This is a genomic window from Polaribacter sp. (assembly GCF_024639685.1).
In the GTDB taxonomy this organism is placed as follows: domain Bacteria; phylum Bacteroidota; class Bacteroidia; order Flavobacteriales; family Flavobacteriaceae; genus Polaribacter.
This window is the reverse complement of sequence record NZ_JAHEHX010000002.1, coordinates 204,958-223,286: the sequence shown is the minus strand read 5'-3', so window position 1 is coordinate 223,286 and position 18,329 is coordinate 204,958. Positions and strand designations below refer to the sequence as shown.

Genomic DNA, 18,329 nt, shown 5'->3' with positions numbered 1-18,329 from the left:
CAAAATCATAATGCGACTTCTCTTTCGAGGAGGCACTAATAATACCTTTTTAACTGGGTTTTACGAAAATCACATTAAAACAGGGAATCAGTTAATTAAGATTTTAAACCAGGAAATTAAATATTAAAATTGTGTTGAAACTGTTAATAACAGTAGAATAAGAGACTACATTATATCAACTTTTTATAATAAGAGTCATTATGTGATGAGTGTTGATTAAGTCTTTTGGAGTTAGACTTATGTTCGATATTTCAATAGTGTTATCAACTAAAACAATTAAAGTATCTTAAAATATTCTTTTTAAATTGAATATATTTGACTTTCAAAATTAATTTAGCCTTTAATGAAGTTACACGCTTTTAGGATTCTTTTCTTGTGTATGATTACTTTCTCTTTTCAAATTAATGCCCAAGAAACACTTCCAATTTATCAAGATTATTTGTCTGATAATGTTTATTTGGTTCATCCCTCAGCTGCAGGAATAGGAAACTCTAGTAAATTAAGATTTACAGCAAGACAACAATGGGCAGGTATACCAAATGCACCAGTATTACAAACCTTAAGTTTTCATACTAAATTTGACGAATATTCTAACGCGGGTTACGGTTTAGTGTTATTTAATGACAAGAATGGTTTTCACTCTCAAAAAGGAATACAAGGTACTTATGCTTATCACTTACCAATGAGTACAGGTAAGATGTTTAATCAACTTTCTTTTGGATTGTCTTTTACATTTGTCCAAAACCAATCAGATCAAAGAACTTTTTCTGGAGATTCTGCAGTAGCACCAATTGTAGAAAGCACTAGTTACTATAATGCAGATTTTGGTGTTGCCTATCATTATGGAGGTTTCTCTTCTTATTTTACAGTTAAAAATTTATTATTAACTGCAAAAAATAATTTAAATGTACAAGAGTCTTTAGATTTAAGAAATTATATTTTTTCCGCAGGATATTATTTTGGCGAAGACCTTTTTGTACAGTTTGAGCCTTCTTTAATGTTACAATTTAGAGAAAGTACTGGGCAACGTATTGCAGATTTTAATATAAAAGCGTACAAAAATATTTCACAAACTCAATTTTGGGCAGCACTTTCATATAGAAGAGGTTTTGATGCAAACGCTATAGAGAATGCAGAATTCATTTCTCCTATAGTTGGTATAAACTATCAAAATTACTTATTCTCATATACGTATACCAACCAAATGAACGATACTGTGCTAACAAATACAGGATTTCATCAAGTTTCTGTTGGTATTAATTTATGGACTAGAGTTCCAAGAGCTGCAGCTTGTCCGAACATAAATGCTGCTTTTGGTGGTTTTTAAAAGTCTTTTTCAGTAATCTGAATTCCTACAGTATTTTTAAGAATATTTTCTAACACTGTCTTTTTTGTATTGATAAAGAATTGATGATGCGCTTCTGTATTCCGATCATTAATTATTTGATGTTGTACTAAAATAGCTTTAGTTTGTTTAGCAACTGCTAAACCAGAATCTATAATTTCTATTTGATTGTCCGTAATCTTTTGTATTGAGGGTATTAAGTAAGGGTAGTGGGTGCAACCTAAAACCAAACAATCTATGTGTTCATTTAGTAAGGGTTTAATGTAAGACGTTAATAATGCTTGCATTTCTCTAGAGTCAATTTTACCAGCTTCAATAAGAGGTACAAGTCCTGTTCCAACAGTTTCCTTAATAATTATTTGTTGATCTATAGTGCTCGATGTTTTTTCAAATAATGCACTATTTAAAGTTCCTTTGGTAGCTAGTATACCAATTTTTTTACTTTTTGTTTTTAAAGCCGCTGGTTTTATTGCTGGCTCTATACCTATAAAAGGCACATCATAAGTTTTTCTTAGGTAAGTTATGGCATTTGTAGTTGCAGTATTACAAGCAACTACAATTAATTTACAATTGTTTTCGAGAAGAAGTTCTGTGTTTTTTATGGCTAACGCAATAATTTCATCAGCATGTTTTTCTCCATAAGGTGCATTTTTACTATCCGATAGATAAACTGTATTTTCGTTTGGCAAAAGAGCTGTAACTTCTTTCCAAATAGAAGTACCTCCAATACCAGAATCAAAAAAACCTATAGGGTTGTAATTCAATTTCATCTGTCGTAAAAATAAAAAAACCTACTATAAAAGTAGGTTTTTTTTAATACTTTAAAAAAGAGATTTTTAGAATCCTAATTTTGCTTTTACAGCAGCGTATAAGTCTTCTCCTTTTTTAACTAAAAGTCCTTTACCCATAGAGGCATCAAAAACATATAAGATTCCTTTTGCAGCAGCAACTTCTTCAATTGCTTTTTGAGCTTTTTCTACAATAGGTTTTAATCCGTCTGCTTGTTTTTGTTGCATGTCTTGATATGCAGTTTGTCTTAACTGCTCATATCTTTGGTTTTCTTGCTGTACTTCTTTAGCTCTGATTTCGTTAATTTCTTTTGTTTGCGTGTTTTGCTCTTGAGTATATTTCTTCATCTTAGCATCTAGCTTCTTAGCCATACCTTCAACTTCATCTTGATAGGTTTTTCCTAACTTCTCAATATCTAATTTTAATTTTTTAGTTGCAGGCATTTCAGCTACTAATTTTTCGAAGTCTATATGACCCGATTTTTGTGCATTTGCAACACCACCAAATCCTAATGTAAATACAGCAATTAATAGTAACGATTTAAAATTTTTCATTCTTGTTTTAATTTAATTATTATTCTTGTCTTTTGTTATTAATTATCTTCCTTTGCTTTTTGCGCTTCGGCTTTCTTTTTTCTAGCTTCTTCTTTTTTCTTTCTCAAAAGCGCTCTTTTTTCTGCTCTTTGCTTTAATAACGCTTTTCTTTTTTCTGCAATTTGTTTTTTCTTTGCTTCTTGATCTGCAACTTTTTTAGCTACAGCCTCTACTTTTTTGTTTTGTTGCGCTTCTTTTTGCTTTAAACGTTCTTTTTGAACCTCTGTAATTTCCTTATCGGGTGTAGCTCTTTTTTTCTTTCTTTCTTCCTTTTTTTGCTCCGATAGTCTTGTTCTGTCTATGGTAGATAGAACAAGATCGCTAATATCGTATTTTTTATTGGAATATAGCATTACTAAATCACTAGATTTTTCAAAAACAAAATCGTAGTTTTTTCTTTTAGCAATACTTTGTACAGCATTGTATACTTGGTCTTGTATTGGTTTTACCAACTGTTTTCTTACTGTAAACAAATTACCATTCGGACCAAAATAAAGCGATTCTAATCTACGAAGCTCTATTTGTTTTACTGTTATTTCCTCTTCCTTTTCCTCAATTAAGTCTTTCGTTAAAATTGCTTTCTCATTTGCTAAATCAGATTTTAAAACTTCTATATGCCTTGCTTGATCATCTAACTTTTTTCTCCATTTGGCTACTTTGCCATCTAACGTGTTTTGAGCCTTTAGGTATTCTGGAACATTTTCTAATATATATTTCATATCCATATATGCAATAATTTGGTTTCTTTGAGACCAAACTGAGGTAATACTAAATAAAAGAACGACTAGTAAAAATATTTTTTTCATTTGTAAACTATATTTAGAAAAAACCATGCCAAAAAAACATTGACATTACAAATGTACAGTTTTCTTAGAATTGTCTTCCAATAATAAAATGTGTTTGCCAACCAGATTTTTCAGTAAAGCCAGGTAAAGGATCAAACCCGTGGGCAAAATCTATTCCTAACAATCCAAAGGCAGGCATAAAAATACGCACACCCACACCAGCTGATCGTTTTAATTCAAACGGATTAAATGTTTGAAAATTGTCATATGAGTTTCCTGCTTCTAAAAAACCTAATGTATAAATAGAAGCAGAAGGTGCATCTGTAATAGAATACCTAAGTTCTAACTGAAATTTATTGTAAATAGAACCACCCTCTAATGGTGATAATTGATTGTTTTCGTAACCTCTTAAACCAACAACTTCTCTTCCATCTAATTGAAAAACAGCAATACCATCTCCTCCAACAAAATACCTTTCAAACGGAGATAATCCAACTTCAGCATTATAATAGCCTAAAAAACCAAGTTCTGCGTTGGTCATTAATACTAGTTTATCTGTAAAAGAAGTGTACCACTTTCCTTTAGCACTCAATTTATAGTATTCTAACCATTTGTATTTTTCTGCAATTTGCGCATTTGTTTCTTCTTGACTTAGTCCACCTGCTATAGAATAATCTTTATTGTTTATTAATGAGTAAGGTAATGTTGCTTTTACACCGAAAGAAAATTCTGATCCATAAGTAGGGAAAATTAAACTTGGTCCTGCAGAGTTTCTAGTAATACTAGCACTGTATGAAAGGTTATTTAATGTTCCATTATTTAAAATATTTGAGCCTACTCTAAATCCATAATTATCTAAATTAAAACTTTGATAACTAATAGTTTGTGAAAGTTGAAAGTAATCATCTGGCCATTTTAAACGCTGTCCTAAGCCAATAGAGGCTCCTACAATTCCTAGACTACGATCTCTGTCTACTTGAAAAGTTTGTGGATTTAATTGAAACTGGGTTGATGAGTATACAGAAAATGACAATGACTTTGGTTTTCTACCTCCTAACCAAGGCTCTGTAAATGAAAAACTATAGGTGTTAAATGTTCTACTAGATTGTAAACGTAAAGCCAAACTTTGTCCGTCTCCCATAGGAAGTGGTGTATATGCCTCCTTATTAAATATATTTTTTATAGAAAAATTATTGAAAGATAAACCTAAAGTACCAATAAAGGCACCTCCACCATAACCTCCTTGTAATTCTATTTGACTCCCACCTTTTTCTACAACATTAAAGTTAATGTCTGCAGTTTTATTGTTGTAATCTGGAACAACATCTGGTGATACGTTCTGATCGAAAAAACCCAATTGGCCAATTTCTCTAATAGAACGTATAATATTACTTCTACTGAATAGATCTCCTGGTTTTACTCTTAATTCTCTAAAAATTACATGATCGTTCGTTTTGTCATTTCCAGAAACGGTTACCTTTTGAATTTTTGCTTTTTCATCTTCACGAATTCTAATCTCTACAGTAATGGAGTCGTTTTCAACTTTTGTTTCTACAGCATTAACTTGAGAGAAGAGAAATCCGCTATCTTGATAAAGTGTCGATAAATCCTCTGAGGTTGGAGAGCCATCACCTTTTACTCTTTCTTTTAAAACAGCACCATTATAAACATCACCTCTGTCTATTCGAAGTACTTTCATCAATTCTTTATTGGTATATTCTTTATTACCAACAAATACAATGTCAGAAAAACGGTATTGTTTACCTTCTTCTAATTCTATATTAATATCTATTGTGTTGTCTTCATTCCAAGAAATACCCTCACTTAAAATTCTTGCATCTCTAAAACCTTCTCTACTGTATTTGTCTAAGATACTCTCCAAATCTTCTTGGTAATCCTCTTCGATGTATTTAGACCCTTTCCAGAAGCGTCCCAAAAATTTCTCTTTGGTATTGCTCATGGCTTTTCTTAATGTCTTGTTTGATAAAGTTTTATTTCCAGTAAAATTAATGTCTTTAATTTTGATTTTTGATCCTTTGTCTATAAAAACACTCATGTTCACCACGTTTATGTCTGATGAATCTTTTTTAGTGTCTAAAGTTACTTTAGTTTTTAGAAACCCTTTATCGGTATACTTTTTTGTAAAGTAATTTCTAGTAGTTACGACAAGGTTATCTGTAACCATAGCCCCTTCTTTAAGCTCGGCTTCTTTTAGTAGCTCCTTTGCTTTTGCTTTTTTGATGCCAACTAATGTTACCTCTTTTAACATTGGTAGTTCTTGAACATCAAATTGAAGATATACGGTTTTACCATCTAACTTAGCCAGATACACATCCACGTTTCTAAATTGCTTACTTTCGTACAATTTTTTAATGGCACTTGTTAACTTATCACCAGGTAGTTTTATGGCTTGTCCGTTTCGTAAACCTGTAAATACTTTTACAGTTTCTTCACTAAACTTTACAAGGCCAGTAACAGAGATACCCCCTAAAATATATTCTTCTCCTTTTTTAAAGGCAGAGTTATTCTTAGAAATACTGTCATTTTGTATCTGTGCGTTTGCACTAAAACTAAAAAATAGTGCAAAAAGCACTAAGGCAACAGAACTTAAATTTGTATAAAATTTATTCTGTAATTTGTTCGCTTGTTTTTCCAAATCGTCTTTCTCTGTTCTGGTATTCTATAATTGCATCATAGAAATGTTCTTGTCTAAAATCTGGCCAAAGTACATCTGTAAAATATAATTCAGCATATGCCATCTGCCATAATAAAAAATTACTAATGCGTTGTTCTCCACTAGTTCTTATCATTAAATCGACATCGGGCAAATTAAATGTATATAAATGGTTATTTATAGTATTTTCGTCTATTTTTTCTAAATTAAGTTCTTTATTAACAACTTTTTTAGATATGTTTTTGATTGCGTTAACAATTTCTTCTCTTGCTCCGTAGCTTAATGCAAAAGTTAACACAATTTCTTTATTGTTCTTAGTTTCTAAAATAACGTCTTTTAAAACTTTCTGTGCTTTATTTGGTAAGCTATCTAAACAGCCAATTGAATTTACTTGAACACCTTGGTTCATAAATTCAGGAAGTTCTTTTTTTAGAGAGTTTATAAGTAAACTCATTAGCGCGTCAACTTCAAGTTTTGGTCGGTTCCAGTTTTCTGTAGAAAATGCATAAAGTGTTATTGCTTTCACATTTACTTGAGAGGCAGATTTTACACATTCTCTAACTGCTGTTAATGCATTTCTATGGCCAAAAATTCTATTCATTCCCTTACCTTTCGCCCAACGTCCATTGCCATCCATAATGATAGCAACATGCTTTGGTGTTTTTTGTAAATCGATGTTTAGTTTTTTATCCATATTTACTTACAAGCCTTTTGTGTAACAGGCAGGTCTTCCAAAAGTATACGTTAAAGATACTCCCGTAAACATATACCAATCGTTATTGTTATCTATAAGCTTGTTTAACTCATCTACATTTACAATTGATGTTTCTTCAATATCATTTACAAAAGTATACCTAAACTTTGCTTCTATAGCAAAGGCAAAATTTCCAATTAATTTAGACTTTAATCCAAAACCAAATGGTATAGTTAAGCTATTCTCTATTTCAAAAACAAAATCACCAGGTCTCGGTTCTGCTACTACTTTTTGGTAGTTAAAACCGGCAATTTCAACTAAAATATATGGTGTCCAAGTTTTTTCTGGAGATGATAAATCATACTCATAAAAATTGTACTCTAAACCCAATGCAAATTCGTGGATGGTATTAGTGAAATTTAAACCTCTATCTCTTTTAAAATCAGTATCTGCATTCAAATCGTTACCACTTATAGGTAAAAAACTATAAGTAGCTCTTATTGCCATTTTAGGATTCCAATTGTATTTAAAAAATGCGGCACCAGCAATTTCATTTGGGTATATGTAATTAGTTCTACCAACATCTCCAACATAATTAGAACCTCCTACAAATACGCCTGCTTCATACACCTGACTTGTTAAAACATTAGATAGGCTTACAAATACAATTAATAATATACTTTTTTTCATCTGTAAAAATAGCGAGCAAATATAGGAATTTCAATTTGCTTAATAAAGTTAATACTTAGTCTTTTCTGATTAACTGTTTTTTAACTTGTTTATTGTTATTTAAAGCTTAAAGGTTGGTTTCGTTTCTAGTATCTTCTCCCCATAATAATTTACTTCTAAGTGTTTGTAAGAAAGATTGATTTTTTGGGATGATACTTTTAATTGTAAATGGTGCTTTCTCAATATAGACTATAGTGTTTTTTTCAACTGTAGTTATTCTAGAGTCTAAAGAAATTAAAAAATCTTTTTCTCTTGAATCTATAGTTAATTTAATTTGAGTATTATCGGCAATAACCATTGGTCTTGCATTTAAATTATGAGGTGCAATTGGGGTAATTACTACATTTTTAGAGTCTGGAGAAATTACAGGTCCATTACAGCTTAAAGAGTATCCTGTAGACCCTGTAGGTGTAGCTATAATTAAGCCATCTGCCCAGTAATTGGTAAGGTATTCTTCGTTTAAACAGGTTTTTACACCAATCATAGATGTCGTGTTTTTTCGGGCAATAGTCACTTCATTTAGCGCAAAATTTAATTCAGAAAACTTGTTTGTTTTTGGATCAGTTTTTACAGTTAATAATGTACGTTCTTGTATCGTATAATCTCCATTTAAAAGCAAATGAATACTTTCTTTGATTGCTGTTTTGTTAATGGTGGCTAAAAAGCCTAGCCTACCAGTATTAATACCTAGAATAGGAATGTTTAAATCTCTAATATAAGTAACTGCTCTTAAAATAGTTCCATCTCCCCCTAATGTAAAAAGCACATCAAATGAAGCGTCTAAATCAGAAAAATGGGAAAAAGTTGGGTGCTTTTCATCTAAATTATTTCCTGCAATAAGCAACTCATAAAACTCCTTTTCTATGAAGGAAACGATGTTATGTTCCTTTAATGTTTTTAATAAAGTCTGAATTTCTTTTTCTGCAGAAATTGAGTAAGATTGTCCGTAAATTGCTACTTTTTTCACCTTGTTGAAGTTTTTAAATGTAAGGATTACATCTCTAAATATTTTTGTAAATAGTCTGATCTATTTTTTAAATCTTCTAGATAAATATCATTTTTGTGACTAGAAATTATTTCATATTCGTATCTGCGAAAAGTTTGAATGATTTCATTTAGCGATTTGCTTTCAATTTTTAGCGTAACTTGAATGAAATCTTCAGATTTTTCTGATACAAAAAGTCCCAACAGATTCCCTCCATGAGATTCTACAATTTGTGATATTTCTGCTATGGAGTAGTCTGGTGTTATTTTCTCTACCACTAAAGTTTCGCTATTTTCGGCCATAAACGGACCACTAGCAAACACATTTAGAATATCACAAACATCATAATAACCAAGATATTCTTTATTTTCATTGACCACTGGAATTATAGTGGTATTGTGCGTTGCAAATATTTTTAAAATCTCTAATGTAGTAGCTTTTTCATCAGTAAAAAATAATTGTAAAAGATAGGAGTGGGCTGAAAGTTTATCGGTTGTTTTTTCTAACGTGTTTATATCATTTTCTGAGAAAGAACCGATTAGTACATTATTTTCAACGACAGGAAAGTGTGTAATAGGGTAATTTTTAAAAACTGCTTGCGCTTTTTTTACACTATCATGTAATTGAAATGCTCTTATTTCTTTTAAGATGTAATCGTTAATATTCATGCTCTACGAATATAGGATAAAATGATTTAATAAATTATCTTTGTTATCTAATTTTAGATCATGACAAAGTTAAGTGTAAATATTAATAAAATAGCAACTTTACGGAATTCTAGGGGAGGTAATGTTCCTAATTTACTAAAAGTAGCTTCAGATATTCAAAGTTTTGGAGCACAAGGTATTACTATACATCCAAGACCAGATGAAAGACACATTCGATACCAAGATGCGCGAGATTTAAAAGAGGTGGTAACTACTGAATTTAACATAGAAGGTAACCCAATACAATCTTTTATGGATCTAGTTTTAGAAACAAAACCAACTCAAGTTACTTTAGTGCCAGATGCTGTAGATGCCATTACTTCTAATGCAGGTTGGGATACAGTGAAACATCAATCTTTCTTAAAAGAGATGATTACTGAGTTTCAGCAAAATGGAATTAGAACTTCTATTTTTATAGATACTGATTTGAAATTAATAGAAGCTGCTGCAAAAACAGGAACAGAACGAATTGAACTCTATACAGAAGAGTTTTCAAGTCAGTTTAAAAAAGGGAATGAAGAGGCTATAAAACCTTACACAAAGGCAGCTATTGTAGCTCATGAATTGGGTTTAGGCATTAATGCTGGGCATGACTTAAGTGTAGATAATATTCAATTTTTTAAACAAAATATCCCAAACTTAGCAGAAGTTTCTATTGGGCATGAATTAATTGCAGAGAGCTTGTATCTAGGTCTAGAGAATGTTGTAAACATGTATTTACATAAATTAAAATAGGGTTTATTTTAGTACAGTAGTTAACTAAAAATTACAATATTCTAAGCTTTATTTAGAAACCTAAAAAGTAATATGTTAGAAAGTAATATTTTACATTCCCAAGTAGTAGGAGATGGTCATCCATTATTAATTTTACATGGTTATTTTGGGATGTCTGACAATTGGAAAACTCTAGGAAATTCTTTCTCTAAAGATTTTCAGGTTCATTTAATAGATCAAAGAAATCATGGAAGAAGTTTTCATGACTTGTCTTTTAATTATGATTTGTTAGCGCAAGACCTTTACGATTATATTCAGTTTTATCAGTTAGAAAAGGTTTATTTAATAGGTCATTCTATGGGAGGTAAAACAGCCATGTTATTTGCAACCAAATACCCTGATTTAATTGAGAAATTAATTATTGTAGATATTTCTCCTAAAGAATATAAGCCTCACCATAATGCAATTTTAGCAGGATTAAATTCCATAGATTTTTCTATTCAAAATACGAGAGGCAAGGTAGATCATCAGTTAAAAGAATATATTTCTGAACTTGGAGTAAGGCAATTCTTACTAAAAAACGTTTATTGGAAAGAAAAAGGAGTGTTAGATTTTAGATTTAATTTGAAATCTTTAACTGAAAACAATTCGGAGGTAGGCAAACCACTCCCTAAAAATAGTCAGTTTCATAAAAATACTCTTTTTTTAAGTGGAGAAAACTCTGGGTACATTCTTCCTGAAGAGCAAATGATCATCAATTCTCATTTTCCAAACAATAAAGTAGTCACAATTTCGAATGCTGGGCATTGGTTGCACGCAGAAAATCCTACAGAATTTTATAAAGTAGTTTGTAATTTTTTAACTTAAATTTAGTTGTAAAATGAATATAGAAAACGCACAACAACAGGTAGATACTTGGATAAAAACGCATGGAGTTCGTTATTTTAATGAGCTTACAAATATGGCTCAGCTAACAGAAGAGGTTGGTGAGGTTGCCAGAATTATAGCAAGAAGGTATGGAGAGCAGAGCGAAAAGGAATCCGATAAAAATAAAGATTTGGGTGAAGAATTGGCAGATGTTATGTTTGTAGTTTTGTGTTTGGCAAATCAAACAGGTGTAAATTTACAAGAGGCTTTTGATAAAAAACTAGACATTAAAACAAAACGTGATCATGATCGTCATCACAACAATAAAAAATTAAAATAATGAAATTTTCGGATAAAATTAAACAACCTTTATTTTGGTCTAATTTTTTAAAAGTGGCTCTTCCATTTTTCTTTTTTGTGACCTTAATTTCTCTTTTAGTAAATAGTTGGAGTCTAATAACAGCATTTGATTTTGCTGGAGTTGCACAACAAAATTTTGCCAATGGTAAATGGGTGTCGTTTTGGAGTATGAAATTTCTTATCAGTATTTTTTATGGACTTTATATTACCAATAAAAATATGAAATAAAAAAGCGGCCTATTCAAGACCGCTTTTCCATTTTAATTTAATTCAAAATCAATCAATTTGAATTAAGTTAATACTGCTCTTTTTCACTTTTTCATTTAATTCTTTTACCTTATTATTAAATAAGCTATATAATTTTTGCAACTCAACATCTATAGTTGCAGTTATTTCATTTTTAAATTCAATAGCTTGTTTTGTTGGTGCATAATTACCAACTCTTGTTAATGAATTTAAATGTGCCAATTTGTTATTTAAACGAATAGGAAAGTTTAAAGGATCTTGTCCACTTTTAGATTTTGTCTGGTACAAAGTTTCTTCAATAGTAGTCATGTCTTTTATTAATTGATCAGCAAAATCAATCAATTCTTTATTTGCTTCTTTGTCTGTTATCGATTTTTTTAACAACCCAACTTGACTGCGAACTTTCTTTACGTTTTTTAAAGCCTTATGAATTTCTGTCATTTTAGTGTTGATGTCATTTATAAAATCAAACTGCGCTTTCATATCACTTTCTGTAGCTTCAGAAATAGGATTTTTTAGAATCGTAAATGTTTCAGATTGAGCTTTATCGTTAAATTTTAAAGTTGCTTTATAATTGCCAGGTAAAGCCATTGGTCCTGATAAAGAAGCCCACCATAAAATCATTCCTTTTACAGACTCAGCTCCATCATACATCATGTTCCAATTAAAGATATTGTTACCCTCTTTAACATTTAGTTTGCCTTCTTTTAAATCTTTATTTGGCTTTATAGAAAAGGTTTTTATATTATTATCATTGGCATCAGCAATAGAAATAGAGACTACATCTTTATCATTTAGTTCTTTAATGAAATAATACATATTTACACCTCCAGAATGATTTGTACCTGCTATTTTAGAGGTTCTTCCTCTACCACCAGCTAAATTGTAAGCATCTTTTGGTTTGTATAAAAACAAATCTTTTTTCTCTACGTCTTTAGTAAGTTGATGAATTGCAGTTAAATCATCAATAATCCAAAGAGAGCGCCCTTGAGTTGCAGTAATTAAATTATCGTTTTTAATAGCTAAATCAGTAATAGGTACAATTGGTAAGTTCAGTTGCATGCTCTCCCAATTTTTACCATCATCAAAAGAAATATACATACCTCTTTCAGTACCTGCATACAATAAACCTTTACGTTTTGGATCTGCCCTTAATGCTCTTGTAAAATCTTCGTTACCAATTCCATTTACCAATAAATCCCAAGATTTACCATAGTTTTCTGTTTTGTAGATATATGGTTTGTAATCTCCAGATTTATATTTAGTACCTACAATGTAGGCTCCTCCCTTCGTAAAAGGATCAACTTCTATACAGTTAATCATCATCCATTCAGGCATTTTTTTAGGAGTGATGTTGTTCCAGGTTTCACCATTATTTCTAGTAACATGTACTAAACCATCATCAGAGCCTGTGTAAATTAAACCCTGCTCGTATGCAGACTCTGTGGCTGCAAAAATAGTTCCATAATACTCAACCCCAGTATTGTCTTTAGTAATTGGACCTCCTGAAGGGCCTAATGTTTTAGGGTCGTTTCTAGTTAAATCTGGACTAATTAATTTCCAACTCTGACCTTCGTCATCAGTTGCATGTAAATGATTAGAGGCTGCATACAAACGTTTTTTGTTGTTTGGTGAAAAGAAGATTGGAAAATTCCATTGAAAACGATATTTAAAATCTTCAGCTCCATGCCCCATTGGATCGTCAGGCCAAACATTAATTGCTCTTGTTTCTCCAGTTTTATGATTTACTCGTGTTAAATAGCCTCCATAACTACCTCCATAAACAATGTCATTGTTTAAAGGATCTACAGCTATGTGTGCACTTTCTCCACCTGCAGTAGAAGACCAATCAGATTCAGTTATAAAACGTCCATCTGTTCTATGAGAAATTCTAATGGTAGAATTATCTTGCTGAGCAGCTAAGATTCTATAAGGAAAGTGATTGTCTGTAGTTACTCTATAAAATTGTGACGTTGGTTGGTTCATATAGGTACTCCAGTTTTCACCAGCATCAAAAGAAACTTGTGCTCCTCCATCATCACCAATAATCATTCGTTGATTGTCTTCTGGAGCAATCCATAAATCATGATGATCTCCATGAGGTGCATTGTAGGTTTTATAGGTTCTACCACCATCTGTAGATTTATGATAACGCACGTTTAATACGTATAATATATCTTCATCTTGAGTATCTGCATACAAACGTGTATAGTACCAAGCTCTTTGTCTTAATTTTCTTTCAGAATTAATTAACCTCCATGTCTCTCCTGCATCTGTAGATTTGTAAACACCCCCTTTTTTATTTTCAATTAGGGCATAAACAATATCAGAATTTACAGGTGAAACTGTTACACCTGCAATTCCCCAAATTCCTCCAGGTAAACCTTTATTGGTAGAAATGTTTATCCAGGTTTCTCCTTCGTCTGTACTTTTCCAAAGTGCAGAACCCTCTCCACCTGAAGATAAACTGTAAGGAGTTCTTCTGATATTCCAAGTGGTTGCATATAATACTCTTGGATTATTAGGATCAATAATTAAGTCTACAACCCCTGCATTTTCATTAGAAAATAAAACTTTACGCCAAGTTTCACCTCCATCAGTTGTTTTGTAAACTCCTCTTTCTTGAGTCGGTTTGTATAAATCTCCCATGACTCCTGCAAAAACAATATCAGCATTTTTTGGATGAATACGCATTCTAGGGATATGTCTAGAGTTTTTTAAGCCGATATGTTTCCAAGTTTTACCTGCGTTTTCAGATTTCCAAACCCCATCTCCAGAGGAAACATTTCCACGAACGGTTTTTTCACCCATTCCTACATACATTACATTGTTGTCAGATTCACAGACAGCTACAGCACCTACAGAACCTCCAAAAAATCCGTCAGAAATGTTTTGCCAAGTTCCACCTGCATCTGTCGTCTTCCAAACTCCACCTCCTGTAGCACCCATATAAAAAAGGTTTGCTTTACCAGCCACACCTGTTACAGCAGCACTTCTACCACCTCTAAAGGGCCCAATATTTCTCCATTTTACAGCGCTAAAATTATCGCTAGAAATTTGGGTAGCTTTTTTTTGTGCAGTAACTTTGAAATTTGCAGAAAAAAAGAGGCAAACAGCTAAAAAAATAAATTTTTTCATGTTGATTTGTTGTAAATTTAAAAATTAAAAGTAAGAAAATAAATCAATTTTTAGAATGGACATATTGTTAAATGTTTTAACCGATAAAAAAATAGAAGAAGAAATAACAATCTCTGGTTCTAAAAGCGAGTCGAATAGATTATTAATTTTACAAAAACTTTTTCCAGAAATTATTATAGATAATCTGTCTGATTCAGATGATTCTGTACACATGCATCATGCACTTACTACAGAAGACTTATTGGTAGATATAGGTCATGCAGGAACAGCTATGCGTTTTTTAACTTCTTATTTTGCAGTAAATAAAGGTAGAGAAGTTATTTTAACAGGCTCTGAACGTATGCAAAACAGACCTATTGAAATTTTAGTAAATGCGCTTAAAGATTTAGGTGCAGATATCACGTATGCTGAAAAGCAGGGTTACCCACCATTAAAAATAAAAGGAAAAGAACTTACGAAAGATAAAGTGCAAATTAATGGAAATGTAAGTAGTCAATATATTTCTTCTTTATTACTAATTGCTTCTAAATTAGACAATGGTTTAGAAATTGAATTAACAGGTAAAATAACATCTGTACCATATATTAAAATGACATTAAGCTTGCTTTCTCAAATTGGTATAGAGAGTAATTTTCAAGAAAATATTATTAAAGTTTTTCCGAAAGAAACCGTAAAAACTCAAACTGTTGTAGTAGAATCAGATTGGTCATCAGCAAGTTATTTCTATTCAATTATTGCTTTGGCTGATTTAGGCTCAGAAATTAAATTATCTGCTTATAAACAAGAGAGTTTACAAGGCGATTCTTGCTTGGCAGATATCTACAGTCATTTTGGAGTAACAACCACTTTTGGTAAAGATTTCATCACCTTAAGAAAAGAAAAAACCACCAATAAAGAGACTTTAGTCAGAAACTTAAAAGATGCTCCAGATATTGCACAAACTATAGCTGTAACTTCTTTTGCAGAAGGTATTGCATGTCATTTATCTGGTTTGCATACGTTAAAAATAAAAGAGACAGATAGATTGGTAGCTCTACACGATGAGTTAACAAAACTAGGTGCTAAAGTTAGTATTACAGATGAAAATTTAGAGGTAGCAACAGCTTCAAACATTAATAGTAACATAGCTATAAATACCTATAATGATCACAGAATGGCAATGGCTTTTGCACCATTAGCGTTAAAAGTTTCTATTAAAATAAATGATGCTGAAGTAGTTACAAAGTCATACCAAAAATTCTGGAAAGACATGAAGCAAATAGGTATTAATATTACCCATTTGTAAAGATAAAGTGTTAAACACTTGACAACGCCTATTCTCATATCGTATATTTGCACTTTTATCCCAAAATACACTTATGAAATTATCAAACTTCGATTTTGAGTTGCCAGAAGAACTATTGGCAAAATATCCTGCAGAACATAGAGATGAGTCTCGTTTAATGGTTTTGAACAGAGCAGACCAAACTATAGAGCATAAAACCTTTAAAGATGTAATTAATTATTTTGATGAAGGAGATGTTTTAATGTTAAACAATACCAAGGTTTTTCCTGCAAGAATGTTTGGTAATAAAGAAAAAACAGGAGCAAGAATTGAGGTTTTCTTATTAAGAGAATTAAACGCTGAAAACAGATTGTGGGATGTATTAGTAGACCCAGCAAGAAAAATTAGAATCGGAAACAAATTATTTTTTGGAGAAGATGATAGTTTAGTAGCAGAGGTTATAGACAACACAACTTCTAGAGGTAGAACGTTACGTTTCTTATTTGATGGCAGTTATGAAGCGTTTAGAGAGAAATTATTGGAACTTGGTGAAACTCCATTACCTAGATCTTTAAATAGAGAAGTAGAAGAATTAGATACAGAGCGCTACCAAACTATTTTTGCTAAAAATGAAGGTGCTGTTGCTGCACCAACTGCGGGGTTACACTTTTCGAAACATTTATTAAAGCGTTTAGAAATAATAGGTGTAGATTTTGCTGAAATGACATTACATGTTGGTTTAGGAACATTTAGTCCTGTTGAGGTAGAAGATTTATCGAAGCATAAAATGGATTCTGAGCAGATTGAAATACCAGTGAATTCTGCAAATAAAATTAACAACGCAAAAATAGAGAAAAGAAGAATATGCGCTGTAGGAACAACAGTGATGAGAACTGTAGAGTCTTCGGTATCTTCAAATTCAGAACTAAACGCTTATACAGGATGGACAAACAAATTTATTTTTCCTCCTTATGATTTTAGTATTGCAAACACAATGATTACTAACTTTCATCCGCCAAAATCTACCTTAATGATGCAAGCAGCTGCATTTGCAGGATATGATTTTTTAATGGAAGCATATAAAACAGCAGTTAAAGAAGGTTACAAATTCTCTACTTATGGAGATGCTATGTTAATCATCTAAGCAAATACAATAACAAATTAAAAGCTGATAATCTTTAGAGGGTTGTCAGTTTTTTTGTTTTTAACTTTTCTTTATCCTGAAGAAATTCAGTACCAAGTCGTGTTTTTCATTCTATTTTTTACACTAAAAAAGGATGCCATTTCAGTTACTAACCCACCTGCTTACGCTCCCAAAGTTTACCTTAAAATATTAGTGTATTTTTGCACTAATTATAACATTATTTTAAAAATTTTAGACCATTGGGTAATAAGAAAGACATACGTGCTTTATCTAAAGAACAATTACGTGATTTTTTTGTAGAAAATGGCGATAAAGCTTTTCGTGGAAATCAAGTTTATGAGTGGTTATGGAGTAAGTCTCTGCATACTTTTGAAGATATGACAAACATTTCTAAAAGTACAAGAGAAATGTTAGAAGAGAACTTTGTAATCAATCATATAAAAGTAGATTCGATGCAAAAAAGTAACGATGGTACTATTAAAAACGGAATTAAATTACACGATGGTTTGGTTGTTGAATCAGTTTTAATTCCTACTCCAAAAAGAACTACAGCATGTGTTTCTAGTCAAGTTGGTTGTAGTTTAGATTGTAAATTTTGTGCAACAGCCCGCTTAAAAAGAATGCGAAACTTAAACCCAGATGAAATTTACGATCAGGTGGTAGTTATTAATAAGCAAAGTAGATTGTACCACAATAAAAAGCTAACAAATATTGTGTTTATGGGTATGGGTGAGCCCCTTATGAACTATAAAAATGTACTAAAATCTATAGAAATGATTACGTCTCCAGAGGGTTTAGGTATGTCGTCAAAAAGAATTACAGTATCTACATCTGGTGTGCCAAAAATGATTAAAAAAATGGCAGATGAAGAAGTAAAGTTTAATCTTGCAGTTTCTTTACATTCAGCCATAGACGAAGTACGTACCTCTATTATGCCTTTTAATACCTCTTTTCCTTTACAAGATTTAAAAGAATCATTAGAATATTGGTATGAAAAAACCAAAAAGGCAATTACCTATGAATATGTGGTTTGGGAGGGTATCAATGATAAAAAAGAAGATATTTCTGCTTTAGTCCAGTTTTGTAAATATGTGCCTTGTAAAGTAAATTTAATAGAATACAATCCAATAGATGATGGGCAATTTCAGCAAGCGAGTAATGCTGCATTAAATAATTATATCTCTAATCTAGAAATGCACGATATTACAGTAAACGTAAGAAGAAGTAGGGGAAAGGATATTGATGCAGCTTGTGGCCAACTAGCAAACAAAGCTTAGTTTTATTTTTAGTAATCC

General features: G+C 31.5%; 17 protein-coding genes. 8 read left to right on the top strand and 9 right to left on the bottom strand.

Features of this window, described 5'->3' with window-relative positions; all coding sequences use genetic code 11:
- Positions 1-343 precede the first annotated feature (343 nt).
- Positions 344-1,327: a type IX secretion system membrane protein PorP/SprF gene (locus Q0L44_RS02250; protein WP_296634699.1), complete on the top strand. Its 984-nt coding sequence runs from the start codon at positions 344-346 to the stop codon at positions 1,325-1,327.
- Here Q0L44_RS02250 and murI read toward each other — a convergent pair.
- The 8 genes from murI to Q0L44_RS02210 all read right to left on the bottom strand — a co-directional run bounded on the left by murI (position 1,324) and on the right by Q0L44_RS02210 (position 9,262).
- A complete protein-coding gene (gene murI, locus Q0L44_RS02245) occupies positions 1,324-2,115 on the bottom strand; it encodes a glutamate racemase (RefSeq protein WP_296634696.1) in 792 nt (263 codons plus the stop codon). The genes Q0L44_RS02250 and murI overlap by 4 nt on opposite strands.
- A 66-nt stretch (positions 2,116-2,181) precedes the next feature.
- Positions 2,182-2,688, bottom strand: a complete 507-nt coding sequence (locus tag Q0L44_RS02240; RefSeq protein WP_296634692.1) for an OmpH family outer membrane protein — start codon at positions 2,686-2,688, stop codon at positions 2,182-2,184.
- Between the two features lie 38 nt (positions 2,689-2,726).
- Positions 2,727-3,533: an OmpH family outer membrane protein gene (locus Q0L44_RS02235; protein WP_296634690.1), complete on the bottom strand. Its 807-nt coding sequence runs from the start codon at positions 3,531-3,533 to the stop codon at positions 2,727-2,729.
- Positions 3,534-3,597: 64 nt separating this feature from the next.
- Entirely contained in the window at positions 3,598-6,168 is a 2,571-nt protein-coding gene (bamA, locus tag Q0L44_RS02230; protein ID WP_296634687.1) for an outer membrane protein assembly factor BamA, read from the bottom strand.
- Positions 6,137-6,880: an isoprenyl transferase gene (locus tag Q0L44_RS02225; RefSeq protein ID WP_296634684.1), complete on the bottom strand. Its 744-nt coding sequence runs from the start codon at positions 6,878-6,880 to the stop codon at positions 6,137-6,139. The genes bamA and Q0L44_RS02225 overlap by 32 nt, the downstream gene beginning before the upstream one ends.
- A 6-nt stretch (positions 6,881-6,886) precedes the next feature.
- Complete coding sequence (locus Q0L44_RS02220; protein WP_296634681.1) at positions 6,887-7,570, bottom strand: DUF6089 family protein; 684 nt, start codon at positions 7,568-7,570, stop codon at positions 6,887-6,889.
- Between the two features lie 106 nt (positions 7,571-7,676).
- The gene (locus Q0L44_RS02215; RefSeq protein WP_296634680.1) at positions 7,677-8,576 is read right to left on the bottom strand and encodes an NAD kinase; all 900 of its coding nucleotides are present in this window, start codon (positions 8,574-8,576) and stop codon (positions 7,677-7,679) included.
- 26 nt (positions 8,577-8,602) lie between these two features.
- Positions 8,603-9,262: a CBS domain-containing protein gene (locus Q0L44_RS02210; protein WP_296634677.1), complete on the bottom strand. Its 660-nt coding sequence runs from the start codon at positions 9,260-9,262 to the stop codon at positions 8,603-8,605.
- A 60-nt stretch (positions 9,263-9,322) separates the two neighbouring features.
- Between Q0L44_RS02210 and Q0L44_RS02205 the strand changes: the two genes are divergently transcribed.
- The 4 genes from Q0L44_RS02205 (at position 9,323) to Q0L44_RS02190 (ending at position 11,470) form a co-directional block, all read left to right on the top strand.
- Positions 9,323-10,036: a pyridoxine 5'-phosphate synthase gene (locus Q0L44_RS02205; protein WP_296634674.1), complete on the top strand. Its 714-nt coding sequence runs from the start codon at positions 9,323-9,325 to the stop codon at positions 10,034-10,036.
- Between the two features lie 72 nt (positions 10,037-10,108).
- The gene (locus Q0L44_RS02200) at positions 10,109-10,882 is read left to right on the top strand and encodes an alpha/beta fold hydrolase (RefSeq protein WP_296634672.1); all 774 of its coding nucleotides are present in this window, start codon (positions 10,109-10,111) and stop codon (positions 10,880-10,882) included.
- Positions 10,883-10,895: 13 nt separating this feature from the next.
- Positions 10,896-11,222: a nucleotide pyrophosphohydrolase gene (locus tag Q0L44_RS02195; protein ID WP_296634669.1), complete on the top strand. Its 327-nt coding sequence runs from the start codon at positions 10,896-10,898 to the stop codon at positions 11,220-11,222.
- Positions 11,222-11,470, top strand: coding sequence for a hypothetical protein (locus tag Q0L44_RS02190; protein ID WP_296634667.1), 249 nt, complete (start codon positions 11,222-11,224; stop codon positions 11,468-11,470). The genes Q0L44_RS02195 and Q0L44_RS02190 overlap by 1 nt, the downstream gene beginning before the upstream one ends.
- Before the next feature lie 48 nt (positions 11,471-11,518).
- Here Q0L44_RS02190 and Q0L44_RS02185 read toward each other — a convergent pair whose 3' ends face one another.
- The gene (locus tag Q0L44_RS02185; RefSeq protein ID WP_296634664.1) at positions 11,519-14,626 is read right to left on the bottom strand and encodes a glycosyl hydrolase; all 3,108 of its coding nucleotides are present in this window, start codon (positions 14,624-14,626) and stop codon (positions 11,519-11,521) included.
- Between the two features lie 55 nt (positions 14,627-14,681).
- Between Q0L44_RS02185 and Q0L44_RS02180 the strand changes: the two genes are divergently transcribed.
- The 3 genes from Q0L44_RS02180 to rlmN all read left to right on the top strand — a co-directional run bounded on the left by Q0L44_RS02180 (position 14,682) and on the right by rlmN (position 18,311).
- Positions 14,682-15,911: a 3-phosphoshikimate 1-carboxyvinyltransferase gene (locus Q0L44_RS02180; protein ID WP_296634662.1), complete on the top strand. Its 1,230-nt coding sequence runs from the start codon at positions 14,682-14,684 to the stop codon at positions 15,909-15,911.
- A gap of 73 nt (positions 15,912-15,984) precedes the next feature.
- A complete protein-coding gene (queA, locus tag Q0L44_RS02175) occupies positions 15,985-17,034 on the top strand; it encodes a tRNA preQ1(34) S-adenosylmethionine ribosyltransferase-isomerase QueA (RefSeq protein WP_296634659.1) in 1,050 nt (349 codons plus the stop codon).
- A 239-nt stretch (positions 17,035-17,273) separates the two neighbouring features.
- On the top strand, positions 17,274-18,311 hold the full coding sequence (gene rlmN, locus Q0L44_RS02170; protein WP_296634657.1) for a 23S rRNA (adenine(2503)-C(2))-methyltransferase RlmN: 1,038 nt from the start codon (positions 17,274-17,276) through the stop codon (positions 18,309-18,311).
- Positions 18,312-18,329 lie beyond the last annotated feature (18 nt).